Origin of the sequence: Mycobacterium kyorinense (genome assembly GCF_002101735.1) — a bacterium.
Classification (GTDB): Bacteria; Actinomycetota; Actinomycetes; order Mycobacteriales; family Mycobacteriaceae; genus Mycobacterium; species Mycobacterium kyorinense.
Window position 1 is genome coordinate 1 of record NZ_LQPE01000019.1, and the last position, 17,842, is coordinate 17,842.

Genomic DNA, 17,842 nt, shown 5'->3' on the forward strand with positions numbered 1-17,842 from the left:
TGACAACCGCACCTGGCAACCCGAATCACCCCCGATCACCAAGTCGGCGGCTTGACATCTTCATTGAGAGTCCTTTCGTTTTCACGCTGAGGGCGCGTGGTTGACAGCGTGGAAAAGCTCGCTGTAGGTGGCGTCGTGTGTGGCACGCCAAAACGGTTTGGCCCGCTCTATCACGATCTCGCTGGCCTGCTGCTGAGTTCGCAATTGCGCCATCGTCTCCGCAACAAAGGCATCCAGCGGCATCGTGTTGGAGTCGTACTCGAGCGCTTCCTGGATCTCGGTCTTGACCCGTGGCGGGATGATTTCGATCACCTGAACCCCGGTGTCCCGCAGCTGGAACCGCAGAGATTCGGTGAAGGAGTGCATCGCCGCCTTGGTCGCGCTGTATGTGGGAGTTATCGCTTTGGGCACGAACGCCAGTGCGGACGTGACGTTGATGATCGCCGCATGCGGCTGGGCCAGTAGCGAAGGCAGCAACGCCGCGGTCAGCCGGATGGGTCCCAGCAGATTGATCGCCACGACCTCCTCCGCCGCATCGAGATCACCGGCGGCGACATCCTCGACGCGCATGATGGCAGCGTTGTTGATCACAACGTTCAGTCCGGGGTAGCGGTCGATCAGTTCGCCGGCGAATCGACGGACGTCGCCTGGATAGCCCTGATCCAAAGTCAGGTAGCCCATGCCGGGGTTGGCGTCGGCGACGGCCCGCAACGGCTCTCGGCGCCGGCCGGCAATAACGACGTGATTGCCCAGCCGCTGTAATGATTCGGCCAAGCCGCGCCCGATTCCAGTGCCGCCGCCGGTTACCAGGATGGTGTTGCCCGCCCACTGCATGGCATTGCCTTTCGTTCGACGCACGCGGCCCAGAGTTGCAGCCACCGCTCCGTAATGCCTACCTACACGATGGAAACGTTGATAAACCCTTGCCCGTCTGGCTTAAACCGCATACTTTCCTCATGACAGATGCTCTTGACGCACAAATCCTCCATGCGTTGGAGCTGTCGCCACGAGTGTCGTTTCGGCGTATCGCCACTGTTGTCGGTGCATCCGAGCAAACCGTCGCCCGCCGCTACCAGCGGTTGCGTCGGGATGGCGTGGTGCGGGTCGTCGGGCTGGTCAATCCCCGGGTCCACGGGGAAGCACAGTGGATAGCCCGAATCCGCGCCAAACCCGACCGCATCTCCCAACTGGGCGACGCGCTGGCGCGGCGTTCAGATGTCACCCATGCCAATATCCTGTCGGGCTGGACCGAGTTGGTCTGTGTCATCCGCGCGCCGGTTGGCGAAAGTCGCGAAAGTCCACTGCTGCAACAACTCCCGCGAACCACATCGGTGCTCGATGTCAGCGTCGATCTTGTGCTGCACGTTTTCGGCGAACCGGCGAGCGCGCAATGGGCCGGCTACGGCCACAAACTGAGCAACGAGCAAGCCAATCAGATCCTTGGCGAACCGATCAGCCAGGTAGCGTCGGGGCAGCTCATCACGCCTACGACGCAAGACCGTCCACTCCTCGATGCGCTCGCCGAAGACGGCCGTGCCACGCAGGCACACTTGGCCGAACGGACCGGATGGTCGATGGCACGGGTAGCTCGGCGTGTAGCGGCCCTGGAAACCTCGGGCGCGTTGGTCTATGACGTCGAAGTGCTGGGCGAGCGGCTCGGCTTTCACCTCAATGCGATGTTATGGCTCACGGTTACGCCGCTGCACCTCCGGCGTGTGGGCGAGCAGATCGCAGCCCACGACGAGGTTGCTTTCGCCGCTGCCGTTAGTGGCCGCAATAACTTGCTGGCTGTGGTGATTTGCCGCGACGCCGACGATCTCTACCGTTATCTGACTGAAAACCTCGCGGCCATCGACGATATCCGGGCCTACGACATCAGCGTCCGGGCGCAACGACTCAAGCAATCCGCGTCACTGGTCGCCGGCGGGCGACTGGTCATTCCACGCCGCAGCTGAGCGCGTCGAGCAGGTTTGAAATCCGCAAGGCTGGGTACAACCCCGCGAGGAAGGAGTTTGACGTCATGTTCTCCAACATCACTATCAAGACGGCGACAGCTGCCGTCGGTATTGCAGCGGCTGGAATCCTAACTGCGACACCGGCATTGGCAGATCCGCAAGTCGTATCGTTTGGTCAATCGGCAGAAATTCCCAGCCCGGGCGGGGCCATCAACTACACCGTCAGCAACCTGCAACCCAGCGGACACAACGACGGTATCTGGTACTCCGACGTCACCGCCCAAGCCGTGAGTGGCTCCCCGACGCCGAACATCGCCGACTTCAACGCGCGTGCGGTCAACAGCTCGACCTACGCGGTCATGAAGGGTAACGAGGTGGACGGGCTTCCCAACCAGCCCATCGCGACAGGTAGCCAATCGAGCGGGCGGCTGTACTTCGACGTCAAAGGCGGCACAGCGCCCGACAGCGTCGTGTACCGGGATGCTGCCGGCGTCGACAAGGTCGTCTGGAAAAGCTGACTGAGACGGGCGTCGTCGCCCCGAGCGCGACGCGCGATCAGGCGGCCGTCAAGCGGGCGATCGACCGCAGCGGTATCGGCAGCCAGCCGGGCCGGTGCCGCGACTCGTAGCCAGTCTCGTAGACCGCCTTGTCCAGTTCGTAGGCGGCCAGCACCGCCGCGGACTCGCGCGGGTCGACACCGGACGCGGCCGCATAACCGTCGCAGAACGCCGTTTGGTTGCGTTCGACCCACTCGCGGGCGCGCGCGGCCAGCTGCTTGTCGTCGGCCTGGTCCACCAGCTGCCCGTAGGCGGCGTATTCGAAGGAGCGCAGCACGCCGGCCACGTCGCGCAGCGGAGAATCCGGCGCGCGACGCTCCTCGAGCGGCTGGCCCGGCTCCCCCTCGAAGTCGATCAGCAGCCAGGTCTCCGGGGTGCGCAGCACCTGGCCCAGATGCAGGTCGCCGTGGATGCGCTGCACGGTGATGGTCTCGTGCGCCAGCTTCCCGAACTGCTCTTCGATGGTCGTCACGTACTTCCCGAGTTCGGGCACGGTGGCCGCCGTCGCCGCGAGTCGGGCCAGCATGGTGTCGACCGGGAAGGTGCCCTGTTCGGTGCCCAGCGTTTCGGCCAGCGTGGCGTGCACCGAGGCGACGGCCTCGCCGAGCCGGTGGGCTTCGCCGGCGAAGTCGCCGCCCACCTCGTGGGCGTACAGGTCGCCCTCGGCGAACAAGTCACGCACGCTGGCGGTGGCCATCGCCCAGCCCTCGGCCGCGTTGGCGGCATACTCGGTCGCCATGCCAAGCGACCAGGACGCGCCCTGGTCGTCGGTCAATTCGTAGCTGCCGAGCAGCCGGGCCACGTGCGGATTGCCGGCACGGGCCAGCACGCGGTTCAGCTCGACGTCGGGGTTGGTGCCGGGGATGACCCGCCGGAACACCTTGAGGATCGCGTCGCGGTCGAAGATCACGCTGGTGTTGCTCTGTTCGGCATCCGACATTCGGGGGTGCGCTTCCAGCGGCAGCGTGGCGTCCGGTTCCTTGGCGAAGGCCACCTGGCCACGGGCCGCCGACGCGTCGATCAACGACAGCAGGGCCTTGGCGGCGGCCGGGTCGTAGAGCGCGTCGTACGCGGTGCGGTCGTTGTCGGCGCCGATGGTGGCGACGCTGCTGTATTCGACAACCGGGGTGACGTCCCAGCTGACGATCACTTGATAGCGCTCCGCCGAACCGTCGGCGTAGCTGACGTCGACCAGCGTCAGGTCGAGATCGTCACCCAGCGGGATCACCAGGCCGGCTTCGGCGGCGGACAGTTCACGGTTGCGCCCGGCGTACCAGCGTTGCTGCGGAAGCCATTCTGACCACGGCAAATTCATTGCGACTCCTCAGACTCGCGCAGCTGGAACCAGTAAAACCCGTTTCCTGGCAGGGTCAGCAGATAAGGCAACTGGCCTATGGCGGGGAATTCCACGTGGCCGGTCAATTCAACCGGCGTATATCCGCTCCAGTGCTGCAAATTCAATTCGATGGGCTGCGGGAACCGCGACAAATTGTTAACGCAAAGCACCACGTCGTCGTCGGCCTGGCGCACGTAAGCCAGCACCGACGGGTTCGATCCGCCCATTTCTTCGAATGTGCCGACCGCAAACGCATTGTGACGGCGTCGCACCGCCAACATGGTGCGGGTCCAGTTCAGCAGCGACGCCGACGTGTCGCGCTGCGCCTCCACGTTGACGGACTGGTAGCCGTAGACCGGGTCCTGGATAGGCGGCAGATACAACCGGCCGGGGTTGGCGGTCGAAAAGCCCGCATTGCGGTCCGGTGTCCACTGCATCGGGGTGCGCACCCCGTCGCGGTCGCCCAGCCAGATGACGTCGCCCATGCCGATCTCGTCGCCGTAGTACAGGACCGGCGAACCGGGCAGCGACAACAGCAACGCGGTGAACAACTCGATCTGGTCGCGGTCCTTCTCCAGCAGCGAGGCCAGCCGCCGGCGAATGCCCACGTTGGCCTTCATCCGCGGGTCCTTGGCGTATTCGGAGTACATGTAGTCACGCTCTTCGTCGGTGACCATCTCCAGCGTCAGCTCGTCGTGGTTGCGCAGGAAGATCCCCCACTGCGCCATCTTCGGGATGGGCGGCGTCTGGGCCAGGATCTCCGAGATCGGGAACCGCGACTCGCGGCGCACGGCCATGAAGATGCGCGGCATCAGCGGGAAGTGGAACGCCATGTGGCATTCGTCGCCGCCGGTGTCGGGATCGCCGAAGTACTCGACGACGTCGCTGGGCCACTGGTTGGCCTCGGCCAGCAGCACCCGGCCCGGGAATTCGTCGTCGACCACTTTGCGGACACGCTTGAGGAAGGCGTGCGTTTCGGGCAGGTTCTCGCAGTTGGTGCCCTCGCGCTCGAACAGGTAGGGCACGGCGTCCAGCCGGAACCCGTCGATGCCGAGATCGAGCCAAAACCGCATGACGTCGAGCATCGCCTCCTGAACGGCAGGGTTGTCGTAGTTCAGGTCAGGCTGATGGGAGAAGAACCGGTGCCAGTAGAACTGGCGGCGGACCGGGTCGTAGGTCCAGTTGGACTCTTCGGTGTCGACGAAGATGATCCGCGCGTCGGCGTACTTCTCGCTGGTGTCGCTCCACACGTAATAGTCGCCGTACGGCCCGTCGGGGTCGTGGCGAGATTCCTGAAACCACGGGTGCGAATCCGACGTGTGGTTCATCACCAGGTCGGTGATGATCCGGATGCCGCGCCGGTGTGCGGCGTCCACCAGCGCGACGAAGTCGTCGACGGTGCCGAACTCCGGCAGCACTTTGTAGAAGTCGCGGATGTCGTAGCCGCCGTCGCGCAGCGGCGAGTCGTAGAACGGCGGCAGCCAGATGCAGTCGATACCCAGCCATTGCAGGTAGTCGAGGCGCTCCATCAGCCCGCGCAGGTCACCGAATCCGTCGGCGTTGGAGTCGTAGAACGCCCGAACCAGCACCTCGTAGAAGACCGCGTGCTTGTACCAGGTCGGGTCGGCGGGCAGGACCGCGGCGTCGGCGAAGTCGTCGGCACTGGGGTGCTCGACGACCCCGGCCTCGACGCGGCTGCCCTCAGCCGGATCGTGTTCGACGCTGTTGTCGGCCTCGTTAGTCAAATCCACAGTTCTTCGCGTACCCCACACCGGACACACGGAATCGTCTGCGGCACGCCATCTTTGAGCGATACCGGCCAGTCGATATCCGCACGAATGTCAGCCGGGCGGCCCGGGCGCCAACGTCACGTTGGCGGTGCGCGGAGCGCCCCCACCAGTTTGCAGCCCCAGCGCGATGGTGTCGCCGGGGTGGTGCTGATCCAGGATATTCGTCAGCGCGGTGGCCGAGTTGACCGGGTTGTTGTCCACCGAGACGATCCGGTCGCCGGGCATGACTCCCGCCTGGGCAGCCGGGGCGTCGCGCAACACCCGCACCACCGCGGCGCCCTGACCGTTTTGCGAATCGGAGACCCCGACACCGAGGAAGCCCGTCGGGCCGATGTGCACCGTCGGCGACGCCGCACCCGAGCGGATCTGCCCGGCGATGGCCATGGCCTGGTTGATCGGGATCGCGAAGCCCTCGCCGCGGCCCAGCTTGTAGTTTTCGGACGCGGCGGTGTTCATCCCGATCACCTGGTTGCCGGCGTTGACCGTGGGGCCGCCGGAGTCGCCCGGCCGGATGGGGGCGTCGACCTGGATCAGCCCGTCGAGGGTCTCCGAGCTTCCGGTCAGCGAGTCCGACGCCGACACGGTCTGGTTCAGTGCGACGACCTTGCCGGACACCGCGCTGGGCGTTCCGCCGGCACCGCCGGCGTTGCCCAGCGAAACGATCGGGTCGCCGACCGCCACTGCCGAGGAGTCGCCGATGTTGGCCACCGGCAAGCCGGACGCGCCGCCCAGTTGTAGCACCGCGACGTCGTGGGTGCGGTCGTAGCCGATCACCTCGACGGGGTAGGTCTGGTTGTTGCCGATGTCGCGGGCGGTGATGTCGGTCGCCCCGGCAATAACGTGGTTGTTGGTGAGCACCACACCGTTGGGGTCAATCACGATGCCGGTGCCCGCTCCGACCGCGCTCTGGTAGCCCATCTTGGTGTCGATGTCGACGATCTGCGGCCCCACCTGTGACACCGTGGCGAGCGGGTCGGTCGGCGGGTGGGGCGCTGCGGGTACGGGCGGAGCCGACGGCGACGCATACGCGGGAGTTGCGGCCAAGACCACTGCCATCACCGACGCCACACTGAGTAACCACGACCACCACTGCGATGTTCGGCGGTGTGATCCGCTCATCCCGTCACCTCCTGCAAGGGTCAAGCCGTACTGCACGGTTTTTCGCAGCATACGGTGTCGACACGCGCTACGGAGTAACCGCGGCGCCGTCTTGGCAAACTGAGCCGCCCAGAGTAATACGGTGGGCTCCGTGGTCGACTTCGACCCGAAGACCAGCTTCGCTGCGGCGCCGGTGGCGCGGTTGGCGACCGTCACGCCCGACGGCACGCCGCACCTGGTGCCGGTGGTGTTCGTGCTTCGCGACGACGTCGTCTACACCGCTGTGGACGCCAAGCCCAAGTCCACCCAGCGGCTGCGCCGGCTGGCCAACATCGAGCACAATCCCCGGGTCAGCGTGCTGGTCGACCACTACGCCGACGACTGGGCACAGTTGTGGTGGGTCCGCGCCGACGGCATCGCGCTGATCCACCGCGAAGGCAACACGCAGCAGGCCGGCTACGACTTGCTGCGCGCCAAATACCGCCAGTACCAAGCGGTTCCGCTGGACGGCCCGGTGATCGCCGTCGCGGTGCAGCGCTGGAGCAGCTGGCATGCCTGACTTTCCCTGCTTCCGAAGGCCTTGTGCTGCATGGGTGCGAAGGGGAAAGGTGACCTAGTAGTGGGTACGAGGAGAAACACGTCATGGCAGACAAGGCGAATACATCCCAAGGCGCAGGAGCCGCTCCCACCGCGGACAGTCCCGGCGCGATCCGCAACGTGGTGCTGGTCGGCCCGTCCGGCGGCGGCAAGACCACGCTCGTCGAGGCGCTGCTGGTGGCCTCCGGCGTGTTGTCGCGGGCCGGCACCGTCGCCGACGGCAACACGGTCTGCGACTACGACGACGCCGAGATCCGCCAGCAGCGCTCGGTCGGGCTCGCGCTGGCGTCGCTGGCACACGACGGCATCAAGATCAACCTGATCGACACCCCGGGATACGCCGATTTCGTCGGCGAACTGCGCGCCGGGCTGCGGGCCGCGGACTGCGCGCTGTTCGTGATCGCCGCCAACGAGGGCGTCGACGAGCCCACCAAGTCGCTGTGGCAGGAATGCAGCCAGGTCGGCATGCCCCGCGCGGTGGTGATCACCAAACTCGACCACGCCCGCGCCAACTACCAAAGCGCGCTGTCGGCGGCCCAAGAAGCCTTCGGCGACAAGGTGTTACCGCTGTACCTGCCGGCAGGCAACGGCCTGATCGGGCTGCTGTCGCAAACCCACTACGAATACGACGGGAGCAAGCGCACCACGCACCCCCCGGACGCGTCGTACGCCGACCAGATCGACGAACTCCGCGGCTCGCTGATCGAAGGGATCATCGAGGAGTCCGAGGACGAGTCGCTGATGGATCGCTACCTCGGCGGCGAGGCGATCGACGAGTCGGTGCTGATCGAGGATCTGGAGAAGGCGGTCGCGCGGGGATCGTTCTTCCCGGTGATCCCGGTCTGCAGCGCGACCTGCGTGGGCACCCTGGAGTTGCTGGAGATCGCCACCCGCGGCTTCCCGTCTCCGCTGGAACATCCACTGCCGGAGGTCTTTACGCCGCAGGGTGCCTCGCACGCCAAGCTGACCTGCGACCCCGACGGGCCGCTGCTCGCCGAGGTGGTGAAGACGACCTCGGACCCGTATGTCGGCAGGGTGAGTTTGGTCCGGGTGTTCTCCGGGACCATCAGGCCCGACACGACGGTGCATGTGTCGGGCCATTTTGCGTCGTTTTTCGGTGAGTCGAACAGCCACGCCGACCACGACGAGGACGAGCGTATCGGCGCACTGTCGTTCCCCCTGGGCAAGCAGCAGCGGCCCGCGCCCGTCGTACTGGCGGGCGACATGTGCGCGATCGGGCGGCTCAGCCGGGCCGAAACCGGCGACACGCTTTCGGACAAGTCCGAACCGCTGGTGCTCAAACCGTGGACCATGCCCGAGTCGCTGTTACCGGTCGCCATCCAGGCCCATGCGAAGACCGACGAGGACAAGCTGTCGGTCGGGCTGGGCCGGTTGGCCGCCGAGGACCCGACGCTGCGGATCGAGCAGAATCCGGAGACCCACCAGGTCGTGCTGTGGTGCATGGGCGAGGCGCACGCCGGCGTCGTGCTGGACGCGCTGGCCAACCGCTACGGCGTCACCGTGGACACCGTGGAGCTTCGGGTACCGCTGCGAGAAACGTTCGCGGGCAAGGCCAAAGGCCACGGCCGGCACGTCAAACAGTCCGGCGGGCACGGCCAGTACGCCGTCTGCGACATCGAAGTCGAACCGCTGCCGGAGGCGTCGGGCTTCGAGTTCCTCGACAAGGTGGTCGGCGGCGCGGTGCCGCGCCAGTTCATTCCGAGCGTCGAAAAGGGCGTGCGCGCGCAGATGGAAAAGGGTGTGGCGGCGGGCTATCCGGTGGTCGACATCCGCGTCACGCTGCTCGACGGCAAGGCGCACAGCGTCGACTCGTCGGACTTCGCGTTCCAGATGGCCGGGGCGCTGGCGTTGAAGGAAGCGGCGGCGGCCACCAAGGTGATTCTGCTCGAGCCGATCGACGAGATCTCGGTGCTGGTGCCCGACGATCTGGTGGGCGCGGTGATGGGCGACCTGTCCGGGCGCCGAGGCCGGGTGCTGGGCACCGACACCGCGGGCAACGAGCGCACGCTGGTGAAAGCTGAAGTGCCGCAAGTAGAATTGACCCGTTATGCGATCGACTTGCGGTCGCTGTCGCACGGCGCCGCCTCGTTCACCCGCTCGTTCGTCCGCTACGAACCCATGCCGGAAACCGCGGCAGCGCGGGTGAAGGCCGCCGGCTGAGCATCGGCGCGCCGTGCCCCGCCGACTGTAACGCCAGGGCGGGGAATCGGGCGATTTTCCGCCGTGGCGTTACGCTCGAAGCCGTGACGGCCGTTAGTGATCCAGCCAACCCAGGGTGGACGACAGGTCGCGAACGTCGACGCCGATGCCGCGGCATTCCTCGATGCCCCGATCGTAAACACCCGACATCGCATCTGACACCAGCACAATCCGGAAGTCGCGTTCGGATGCCTCGTAGATCGAGGTCCGCGGGCAGTTGGGAAAGTTGCAGCCAGCGAAAACTATAGTGTCGCGGCCGCTTTCATCGAGATGCCGCTGCAGGTTGGTTTGGTAGAAGACGCCCCAGCGCGGCTTGTACATCACATGCTCGCGCGGTCCGATCTCTTGGAACTTGCCGCTCAGAAGCAGTTCGTGGTCCAGCTCAACGGGATTCGGCAACAACTCCGGTGCGATCTGGGATCCGCGGCTGCCGGGCGCCAGCAGTCGAGCGCCCTGTTCGATCGAGAACCGGCGCACCGGGTCGACGTTGGAGCCGTCCGGCCGGTACAGCCGCACCGCGTGCACGATCGGCCGCCCGCGCTCCCGAAACGCCGCCGCGAGCCGCGCCATGGCCGGGATCGCCGCGGCCGTGCCGGCGACATGCAGTGGCGCGCCGTCGGCATAGGTGTCGCGCTGCACGTCGATCAACACCAGCGCCGCCGAGCCCGGATGTGGACGGGTGTACGGATTGCTCATCAGGTCCGGTTTAACACAACGCGGCGGCCTTGAGCTTGCCGGCTAGTTCCGCGGCCCGCTGACCACCTCGTCGGATGTCGCCGATTGTGTAACCAAAAGCGTTTGCTGAGCGACAGTTAGGGTATGTATTAAAGAAGCGGAATCTCGAAGGGATGGCCACGATGCGTAGAGCGATTCGACAAGTGCTGGTGGCGGCAGTGGTTGCCGCGCTGGCACTGGCGGGATCGGCCAGCCCCAGCGTGGCGGCGGTCGCACCGTCGCGCATGACCGTCGCCTCGATCCAGCCGGCCAACGGCGAGGTGGTCGGAGTGGCGCATCCGGTCATCGTCACGTTCGCCGGGCCGGTGGCCGAGCGCGCGGCCGCCGAGCGGTCCATCAAAATCACCTCACCGGCCCACACCGCGGGACGATTCAGCTGGGACGACGACCACGTCGTGCAGTGGATTCCCGAGACCTACTGGCCTTCTCACAGTCATGTAGCCGTCGAGGTGCACGGCCTGTCGACGGGCTTCGAGACCGGCGATGAAGTGTTGGCCGTCGCCAGCATCTCTGCGCACACATTCACCGTCAGCGTCAACGGCGAAGTACTGCGCACAATGCCGGCGTCGATGGGTAAACCCAGTCGCCCCACGCCGATTGGGTCGTTCACCGCGCTGTCGAAAGAACGGACCGTCACGTTCGATTCCCGGACCATCGGCATCCCGCTGAGCTCGCCCGAGGGTTACCTGATCCAGGGCCAGTACGCTGTGCGGGTCACCTGGAGCGGTGTCTACGTGCACTCGGCGCCGTGGTCGGTGGACTCGCAGGGATACGCGAACGTCAGCCACGGCTGCATCAACCTGAGCCCCGACAACGCCGCCTGGTACTTCGACACCGTGCATATCGGCGACCCGATCGAAGTGGTGGCGTAACAGCTTAGAACTGGCCGCAATTGGGCGTGGTCGCAACACCGTTGAACCGGCCTGCGATCCACTGCATCGCCGGCTCACCGTCGACCAGCATCGGCAACGCGTGGTTGATGACGAGCTTGTTGAGGAACGGCGGCTCCTCGTTGGTGCGGAACTCCACGTCGGCGCCCTGCGCGCACCAATCGCGGCCGAGTTGGTTGGCGGCCGTCCACGGCACCAGCGGATCGTAGCGGTTGCTGTTGATCAGCACCGGTGCATTGGGTTTGTAGCGCCCGATGCGCTGCAGGTCGAAGAGCGTCTGGAACGGTTCGCGGTGCACCAGTTCGTGGATGTCCTCGGTGAAGTAGGGCTGTAAATGGCGAAACATGAACTTCATCAGGGTTTCCCCGACGCACTGGTGGCGGGTCTTGGCCAGCAGGTCCACGCCCCGCGGCGTCAGCTTCTCGCGAATCGCCGCCTCGGCTTCGGGATAGGTCGCAATGACCGAGTTGAGCGCATACCCGACCACGCCGACCAGCGCGCTACCGTCGGCGTAGGGAAACAACTCCATCAAATCGGCCGGCGGCGCACCGGCATAGGTGCCGACCACATGCAGGTCCGGGCCGTAGGTTGGCGCGAGCTCGGCAGCCGAGGCGGCCGCCCCACCGCCTTGCGAATAGCCCCAAAATGCGACCGGGCCGTGCGAGTCCAGCGACGTGTCGGGTAGCCGCATCGCCGCCCGCGCGGCGTCAATCAGCGCCTGCCCCTCGGCGATCCGGCTGACGTAGGTGTGCACCCCGGGCGTGCCCAGACCCTCGTAGTCGGTCACCACGACGGCGAAGCCGCGGGCCACCATCGTCGCGACGAACATCTCCTCGTAGTTGAACATGATGTCAAGCCACGGCGACCAGTGGATGCCCTGGTTGAACATCCGCGACGGGGCGCACTGATCGCCCTGCCCCTGCGTGCCGGGGGCATACGCGATCAACGGGCGCGGACCCTCACCCGGCCATGGGTTGTCCGGCTCGAAGTAGGTACCGGTGACGGCGTTGGGCCGACCGCGGGCGTCCGTGCTGCGGTACATGATTCGGGTGCCGGTCGCCACGAACGCGCCCAGCTGCCCGGACGGCTCCAGCACCAGTCGCGACGGTTCGGTGCGGATCAGGTCGCCGGGCAGGCCGGGCGGCAACGGGTCGGGCGGCGTGTAGAACTCGTCGTACTGGCTCTGGTCGCCCTCCTGCTCGAAGTCGACGTCGGCGTGTGCCGGCACTTCAACGAAACATGGTGCGGCACAATAAAAGAGGAGAACGGCGGTAATGGCGGTGAGCGATAGTCCGGCGCGCACGGTCCGGAGAGTACCGGGTGGCGAGATCGCCATTGCGCGTTTTCAGAGATTTCCGTATTCGAATCAGGAAATCTGGCTCTCGGCTCGACGTCGGCGCTTGGGTTCCAGCAGTCTGGTAGGCGGACGACCCCGACCAAGGAGTTCGCGATGCCCCCTGAGAAACCCCGCGCCGTCCGCTTCGACCGCTACGGCGGCCGTGATGTGCTGTATGTGGCCGAGATTGACACGCCGACTCCCGGCGAGGGGGAGGTACTCGTCGAAGTCATGGCCGCCGGCATCAACCCCGGCGAGGCTGGCATCCGGGTCGGCGCGATGCATGAGATGTTCCCGGCCACGTTTCCGTCGGGCGAAGGCAGCGACCTGGCCGGTGTCGTCGTCGACGTCGGGCCCGGGGTGACCCAGTTCTCGGTCGGCGACGAAGTGCTGGGGTTCAGCCTGCGCCGGTCCAGTCACGCCACCCACACCGTCGTCCCGGTCGAACAACTGATACCCAAACCGCCCGAAATGAGTTGGGAGGTCGCCGGTTCACTCTATGTGGTGGGAGTCACCGCGTATGCCGCCGTGCGGGCGGTCGCGCCGCAGCAGGGTGAGACCGTCGCGGTGTCAGCGGCCGCCGGTGGGGTCGGCAGCCTGGTGGTACAGCTGCTGGTCCACCGGCAGGCGCGGGTGCTCGGCATCGCCTCGGCGCGCAACGCCGACTGGTTGCGCCAACACGCTGTTGTTCCCGTCGAGTACGGCGACGGCTTGGCGACGCGGCTGCGCGACGCCGCTCCGGACGGGATCGACGCGTTCATCGACTTGTTCGGGCCCGACTACGTCCAACTCGCGGTGGACCTCGGCGTAGACCCGGAGCGGATCGAGACCATCATCTCGTTCGCCAAGGCCGCCGAGGTCGGCGCCAAAACCGAAGGCAGCATGGACGCGTCGACGCCGGAGGTGTTAGCGGAGATGGCCGAGTTGGTGGTCAGCGGCGCAATCGATTTCGACATCGCCGCCACCTATCCCCTCGAGCGAGTTGCCGACGCGTACGAACAGCTCGAGCAACGGCACACGCACGGCAAAATCGTGCTGCTGCCGCAGCCGCTCGGCCGATACCAGGCTCAACGATCGTGACGACGACCAGCGCGGCCCGGGACACCCCGGCGGTAGCAGCCGCTCGGGGGGTCCCGGTCCGACGCGTCAGCGGCGGTTGACGTCGATGTGGGTCGGGTGACCGCCCAACGAGGCGGTGATCACCGCCGGGGCCATCCGCGACACATACAGGTTGGCCCGCTCTTGCGGAGTCAGGTTGCGGCGTGCCCGCAACCGGCCTGCCACCCGCCGGCCGACGTGCAGCATTGGCGAAACGCGGTGTGTAACAACGAAAGCCATGATCTTCTCCTGCCGGTAAGCCCGACCGGCGAGGACAGCGCGAAGACGCGTCAGGCGGCACGAAGGCCGCGACCGGGTCGGGACGAAACGGAAATGGACTGCGGATAGGGACTATCGCTGGAACTCATCTCGCCCTCACCTCCTCACGGCCAGGACACACGCGGGTGTCACTACAGTGCGCGCACAAAGAGGAATGAGGGCCCGCGGCAAACCCGCTGGGCACGCACCCCTCTCGTCGGAGCTTCGGCACTGCACGGCGTATCCGGACCGCGTCCGGAAGCCACTTGGGCTCAACCCTTAGCCCGGGAAGAGCTGTCCTGACCCGGGGCGTCTCTCGACGTTCGGGGTCAGTGGCCTGTATCCGTGCAGACGCCTCACCTACCGAGGTGCTGCGCGTTCCATGGTGGCATCAACCCCGGCGCCCGTCAAACGCTGGACCAGGTAGGAGTCCACCGCGGCGGCGCAACGCTTAGGCTCGAAACCATGGCTACCACCTTGCAGGACCCCAGAGTTGCGACAGCTCTCGACCGGATGTACACCGCGGCCAACGAGCAGTTACCGAAGCTGCGGGAAGGGGGCGGACGAATTGCGCAGTCATCCGCCGGCGCACAGGAACGGGCCGACGCGATGAGCGAGTTTTATATCCCGGTGACGCCGGAGGCCGGCCGGCTGCTGTATTCACTGGTGCGGGCCACTCGTCCGGCCACGATCGTCGAATTCGGCATGTCGTTCGGTATCTCCGCCATCCACCTCGCAGCGGCGGTACGCGACAACGGCAGCGGTCGGGTGGTCACGACCGAGCTCAGCGCCAGCAAGATTGCGGCGGCACAACAGACCTTCGCCGAGACCGGACTGGACGACTTGATCACCGTCCTGGACGGCGATGCGCTCGAGACGCTGAAGGAGCTCGACGGGCCGGTCGACTTCGTTCTGCTCGACGGCTGGAAAGAGCTGTACCTGCCGGTGATCAAGTTGCTCGAACCGCGTCTGTCGGCGGGAAGTCTCGTCGTCGCTGACAACACCGAAATGGCCGACACACAGCCCTATTTGGACTACGTGCGTAACCCGAACAACGGATATGTCAGCGTCAACTTCCAGGCCCGGGAAAGCGACAGCATGGAAATCAGCTGCCGCGCCGCGTGATTGGCCGCGCATCGGCGTTCGGCCGCGCCGACGCGCCGTGGAATGTCAACATTCATTACGACGCCAAGCTCGACGCGTCCGTTCCCGATGACGCAGTCTCCGTGCTTGACGTCGGATGTGGCGACGGGTTCTTGGCCGCGCGCTTGTCGCGGCGCATAGCCCGGGTGGTCGCGGTCGACGTCGACCAGCCGGTTCTGGAGCGGGCCAAGCAGCGCTTCCCGGACGCGCCGGTGCACTGGCAGCACGGCGACGTCCTCGACGTCGCTGGCGAACTGGGCCACTTCGATGCCGTGGTGTCGAACGCCGCATTGCATCATTTCCCGGACACCTGCGTTGCGTTGCGGCGCCTGCGTGACCTCGTCCAGCCGGGCGGGACACTGGCAATCGTGACGTTCGCGCGTGCCGGATGGCGAGATCTGCCATGGGCGTTGCTCACCGTCGTGCTGCGTGGAATTGCAATCCGGCTGCGCGGCAAGTGGGAACACAGCGCTCCCACGGTATGGCCGCCACGCGACACGGTTCATCAACTGCGGCGTTATGTCCGGGCCGAATTGCCGGGTGCTGACGTATCGCGACTTCTCTTGGGGCGCGTCTTCATCCGATGGCGGGCGCCGGCTATCTGAGCGATTCCTCGAGCCAGGGCGTCAGCCACTTCACCGCCTCCTCCGTCGGGTGGACGCCGTCGCTGCGCACGGTGATGCCGTCGACCTTGGCGGTGTAGACGCCGTCGGGACACAGCTTTTTGCGCAAGTCGAGTATCCCGACGTTGCGGCGCTGTCCAATGGTGCTGCGCAGCAACGCGTTCCACTCGTCCACCCGCTCGGGCTGGTCCTCTGGGTACAGGCTGCCGTCGGGCCTTTCGCCGCGGCGGCTGTACGGCAGGTTGGCCACCGTCACCGGCGCCCCGGACGAGCCCAGGATGTCGAGTGCGCGCACCAACTCGCCGGTGATGTAGGCGTCGAATGCAGGATCGCCGATGTGAGTCCAGCGACCCTCGTTGACCCGGTCCACCGTCTCCCAGCGGCCGACCACCAACAGGATGGCATCCGGCCGGTCCTCCGCGATCTGCTTGGACCATCGGCTTGGCCACGACTCACATTCGGATTTCTGGTCCAAGGTCTGGCCGAGGTATTTGTACGGTCCGCCGCGCACCAGGCTGCAGCCGATGACGGTGTGGTCGACGAAGTCGAATCCCGGTGTCGGCGGCAGGAAATGCATCAGGGTCCAGCCGATCGAGTCGCCGAACACCGAAACCGTGAACGGGCGGTGCGGATCTCGCTGCCCGACGGCCCGCGCGGGTCGGGGTCCGGTCGGCGGCGACGGCGACACCACCGCAACCGAGGAGATGCCGGGCGGCAGGCTGCTGTCCGATGCGCCGCGGGATTTGACGCCGACTGGCACGACCATCATCGTGATCGCGGCGGCCGTCGCGGCGGTGGCTCCGGCCAGCGGCAACAGCGGCACCCGCGCGGGCCGCCACTTGCGGACGGGCTGTTCGATCAACCACCAGGACACGATCGACACGCCCAGGGTGGCCGCGCACCGCACGGCGAACAACGACAGCCCCGACCACCCGGTGCGTTGCCCGTTGAGCACCAGAAAGATCGGCCAGTGCCACAGGTAGACGCCGTAGGAGATGGTGCCCAGCCACACCAGCGGACGCCAGGACAACACGATGGCGACCGGTCCGCGCTGGTCGAGCGCCACCGGCGCGATGACCACGACGGCCGCCACGGCCACCGCGATCAGCAGGCCGTGCCGGAATTCGGCGGCGCTGCCCGTCGCGTAGTGGGCGGCCGCGCCCAGCGCGGCCAGGCCGATCACCGGCAGCAGCCGCGCGGTCCACTTGCCCCAGCGGGTGCGGATCAGCGACCAGCCGCGGTTCAGCGCCGGCCAGTCGCCGACGAGCAGCGCCGACGCCGCCGCGCCGGTCAGCAGTGCTTGGGCGCGGGTGTCGGTGCCGAAGTAGACCCGGTCCCGGGTGGCATCGGATGCGAGCACAATGGCCAGCGCGGCAGACGCCAGCGCGCCCAGGCTGGCCAGCAGGAACACGGTCAGCCGCACTCCGCCCAGCGTCGCCAGCATGCCGCGTCGGCGGGCCCGGGCCGCCAACGCCACCGCCACCGCGATCAGCAGCAGTGGCCACACGGTGTAGTACTGCTCCTCCACGCCGAGTGACCAGGCGTGCTGCAGCGGCGACGGCGGGGCGCCCTGGCTGAAGTAGTCGGTCTTCTGCGTGACGAACATCCAGTTGGCGGCCCAGAAGAACGCGGCGACGGCCTCGTCGCGCAGTCCGGCGACGGCCTCCGGCGAAAAGAATTGCCGCCCAACCGCAACGACCAGCACCATCAGCACCAGCGCAGGCAGCAGCCGTCGTGCCCGTCGAATCCAGAACCCAGTCAGGTCGATGCGACCCGTGCGGCCCAGCTCGTCGAGCAGCAGCGAGGTGATCAGGAACCCGCTGAGCACGAAAAAGATGTCGACACCGAGGAATCCGCCGGCCATGCCGGGAATGCCGCCGTGGTCGGCGAGCACCAGAGCGACGGCCACCGCGCGCAGGCCGTCGAGCGCCGGAATGCCGGGGGGCCGGTCGCTACTCCGCGAGGTGATCGGGCGAGTGCGTGGGATCGGGGCAACCCAGCGGGGCCGCCGAACGCAGCGAACCGGCGCGGGATACACCCCGGCCGGTCCCATGGTCGCCCCTGTCGCACTCCGACCGCTTACCTGGTCGGTGTCGGTGTCGGTGTCGCCGCCGATACGTCGCAGCTCCTCCCTTTTTGGATCAGGGCCAGTTTAGGTGCGACTGCACGGCATAACGGGGACGACACGCCTGAGGGCGAGCAGACG

Annotated in this window: 16 protein-coding genes and 1 riboswitch; of the genes, 8 read left to right on the top strand and 8 right to left on the bottom strand. The window is 66.6% G+C overall.

Annotated features, from left to right (window positions below; all coding sequences use genetic code 11):
* Positions 1–81: 81 nt before the first annotated feature.
* On the bottom strand, positions 82–834 hold the full coding sequence (locus AWC14_RS03715) for an SDR family oxidoreductase (RefSeq protein WP_045375429.1): 753 nt from the start codon (positions 832–834) through the stop codon (positions 82–84).
* Between the two features lie 122 nt (positions 835–956).
* Between AWC14_RS03715 and AWC14_RS03720 the strand changes: the two genes are divergently transcribed.
* Together AWC14_RS03720 and AWC14_RS03725 are read left to right on the top strand one after the other, a co-directional pair.
* Complete coding sequence (locus AWC14_RS03720) at positions 957–1,955, top strand: Lrp/AsnC family transcriptional regulator (RefSeq protein WP_045375427.1); 999 nt, start codon at positions 957–959, stop codon at positions 1,953–1,955.
* 65 nt (positions 1,956–2,020) lie between these two features.
* Entirely contained in the window at positions 2,021–2,473 is a 453-nt protein-coding gene (locus tag AWC14_RS03725; RefSeq protein ID WP_045375425.1) for a DUF1942 domain-containing protein, read from the top strand.
* A gap of 37 nt (positions 2,474–2,510) precedes the next feature.
* On the opposite strand, the gene AWC14_RS03730 is transcribed toward AWC14_RS03725, so the two are convergent.
* The 3 genes from AWC14_RS03730 to AWC14_RS03740 all read right to left on the bottom strand — a co-directional run bounded on the left by AWC14_RS03730 (position 2,511) and on the right by AWC14_RS03740 (position 6,757).
* Positions 2,511–3,827 (bottom strand): maltokinase N-terminal cap-like domain-containing protein, encoded by a 1,317-nt coding sequence (locus AWC14_RS03730; protein ID WP_045375581.1) that lies wholly within the window; start codon positions 3,825–3,827, stop codon positions 2,511–2,513.
* Positions 3,824–5,593, bottom strand: a complete 1,770-nt coding sequence (gene treS, locus AWC14_RS03735) for a maltose alpha-D-glucosyltransferase (protein ID WP_193393792.1) — start codon at positions 5,591–5,593, stop codon at positions 3,824–3,826. The genes AWC14_RS03730 and treS overlap by 4 nt, the downstream gene beginning before the upstream one ends.
* A gap of 96 nt (positions 5,594–5,689) precedes the next feature.
* Complete coding sequence (locus tag AWC14_RS03740; RefSeq protein ID WP_045380511.1) at positions 5,690–6,757, bottom strand: S1C family serine protease; 1,068 nt, start codon at positions 6,755–6,757, stop codon at positions 5,690–5,692.
* Positions 6,758–6,887: 130 nt separating this feature from the next.
* Between AWC14_RS03740 and AWC14_RS03745 the strand changes: the two genes are divergently transcribed.
* Positions 6,888–7,295 carry a TIGR03668 family PPOX class F420-dependent oxidoreductase gene (locus AWC14_RS03745; protein ID WP_045380508.1) on the top strand — a complete coding sequence of 136 codons (408 nt, stop codon included), beginning with the start codon at positions 6,888–6,890 and terminating at the stop codon, positions 7,293–7,295.
* 83 nt (positions 7,296–7,378) lie between these two features.
* Positions 7,379–9,514, top strand: a complete 2,136-nt coding sequence (locus AWC14_RS03750) for an elongation factor G-like protein EF-G2 (RefSeq protein WP_045380468.1) — start codon at positions 7,379–7,381, stop codon at positions 9,512–9,514.
* A 93-nt stretch (positions 9,515–9,607) separates the two neighbouring features.
* On the opposite strand, the gene AWC14_RS03755 is transcribed toward AWC14_RS03750, so the two are convergent.
* Positions 9,608–10,249, bottom strand: a complete 642-nt coding sequence (locus AWC14_RS03755) for a cysteine hydrolase family protein (protein ID WP_045380466.1) — start codon at positions 10,247–10,249, stop codon at positions 9,608–9,610.
* Positions 10,250–10,410: 161 nt separating this feature from the next.
* Here AWC14_RS03755 and AWC14_RS03760 point away from each other — a divergent pair, with 161 nt between their 5' ends.
* The gene (locus AWC14_RS03760; RefSeq protein ID WP_045380505.1) at positions 10,411–11,160 is read left to right on the top strand and encodes a L,D-transpeptidase; all 750 of its coding nucleotides are present in this window, start codon (positions 10,411–10,413) and stop codon (positions 11,158–11,160) included.
* Between the two features lie 4 nt (positions 11,161–11,164).
* Here the strand turns inward: AWC14_RS03760 and AWC14_RS03765 are convergent, their stop codons facing one another.
* Entirely contained in the window at positions 11,165–12,514 is a 1,350-nt protein-coding gene (locus tag AWC14_RS03765; RefSeq protein WP_081968185.1) for a lipase family protein, read from the bottom strand.
* Between the two features lie 114 nt (positions 12,515–12,628).
* Between AWC14_RS03765 and AWC14_RS03770 the strand changes: the two genes are divergently transcribed.
* Complete coding sequence (locus AWC14_RS03770; RefSeq protein ID WP_045380460.1) at positions 12,629–13,594, top strand: NADP-dependent oxidoreductase; 966 nt, start codon at positions 12,629–12,631, stop codon at positions 13,592–13,594.
* 66 nt (positions 13,595–13,660) lie between these two features.
* Here the strand turns inward: AWC14_RS03770 and AWC14_RS27960 are convergent, their stop codons facing one another.
* Positions 13,661–13,852 carry a hypothetical protein gene (locus AWC14_RS27960; protein ID WP_142281545.1) on the bottom strand — a complete coding sequence of 64 codons (192 nt, stop codon included), beginning with the start codon at positions 13,850–13,852 and terminating at the stop codon, positions 13,661–13,663.
* A gap of 220 nt (positions 13,853–14,072) precedes the next feature.
* A riboswitch (M-box (ykoK) riboswitch) is annotated at positions 14,073–14,245 on the bottom strand.
* 90 nt (positions 14,246–14,335) lie between these two features.
* Here AWC14_RS27960 and AWC14_RS03775 point away from each other — a divergent pair.
* Positions 14,336–14,995: an O-methyltransferase gene (locus AWC14_RS03775; RefSeq protein ID WP_045380457.1), complete on the top strand. Its 660-nt coding sequence runs from the start codon at positions 14,336–14,338 to the stop codon at positions 14,993–14,995.
* Positions 14,992–15,618, top strand: a complete 627-nt coding sequence (locus AWC14_RS03780) for a class I SAM-dependent methyltransferase (RefSeq protein ID WP_235215944.1) — start codon at positions 14,992–14,994, stop codon at positions 15,616–15,618. The genes AWC14_RS03775 and AWC14_RS03780 overlap by 4 nt, the downstream gene beginning before the upstream one ends.
* Here AWC14_RS03780 and AWC14_RS03785 read toward each other — a convergent pair.
* Positions 15,611–17,689 (bottom strand): acyltransferase family protein, encoded by a 2,079-nt coding sequence (locus AWC14_RS03785; protein ID WP_081968184.1) that lies wholly within the window; start codon positions 17,687–17,689, stop codon positions 15,611–15,613. The two genes, AWC14_RS03780 and AWC14_RS03785, sit on opposite strands and share 8 nt — an antisense overlap.
* Positions 17,690–17,842 lie beyond the last annotated feature (153 nt).

Bases quoted from the DNA above. Each gene is read 5' to 3' on its own strand.
- AWC14_RS03740 (WP_045380511.1), bottom strand. From the start codon at position 6,757: ATGAGCGGATCACACCGCCGAACATCGCAGTGGTGGTCGTGGTTACTC.
- AWC14_RS03750 (WP_045380468.1), top strand. From the start codon at position 7,379: ATGGCAGACAAGGCGAATACATCCCAAGGCGCAGGAGCCGCTCCCACC.
- AWC14_RS03715 (WP_045375429.1), bottom strand. From the start codon at position 834: ATGCAGTGGGCGGGCAACACCATCCTGGTAACCGGCGGCGGCACTGGA.
- AWC14_RS27960 (WP_142281545.1), bottom strand. From the start codon at position 13,852: ATGGCTTTCGTTGTTACACACCGCGTTTCGCCAATGCTGCACGTCGGC.
- AWC14_RS03765 (WP_081968185.1), bottom strand. From the start codon at position 12,514: ATGGCGATCTCGCCACCCGGTACTCTCCGGACCGTGCGCGCCGGACTA.
- AWC14_RS03785 (WP_081968184.1), bottom strand. From the start codon at position 17,689: ATGGGACCGGCCGGGGTGTATCCCGCGCCGGTTCGCTGCGTTCGGCGG.
- AWC14_RS03770 (WP_045380460.1), top strand. From the start codon at position 12,629: ATGCCCCCTGAGAAACCCCGCGCCGTCCGCTTCGACCGCTACGGCGGC.
- AWC14_RS03760 (WP_045380505.1), top strand. From the start codon at position 10,411: ATGCGTAGAGCGATTCGACAAGTGCTGGTGGCGGCAGTGGTTGCCGCG.
- AWC14_RS03730 (WP_045375581.1), bottom strand. From the start codon at position 3,827: ATGAATTTGCCGTGGTCAGAATGGCTTCCGCAGCAACGCTGGTACGCC.
- AWC14_RS03720 (WP_045375427.1), top strand. From the start codon at position 957: ATGACAGATGCTCTTGACGCACAAATCCTCCATGCGTTGGAGCTGTCG.
- AWC14_RS03775 (WP_045380457.1), top strand. From the start codon at position 14,336: ATGGCTACCACCTTGCAGGACCCCAGAGTTGCGACAGCTCTCGACCGG.
- AWC14_RS03755 (WP_045380466.1), bottom strand. From the start codon at position 10,249: ATGAGCAATCCGTACACCCGTCCACATCCGGGCTCGGCGGCGCTGGTG.
- AWC14_RS03725 (WP_045375425.1), top strand. From the start codon at position 2,021: ATGTTCTCCAACATCACTATCAAGACGGCGACAGCTGCCGTCGGTATT.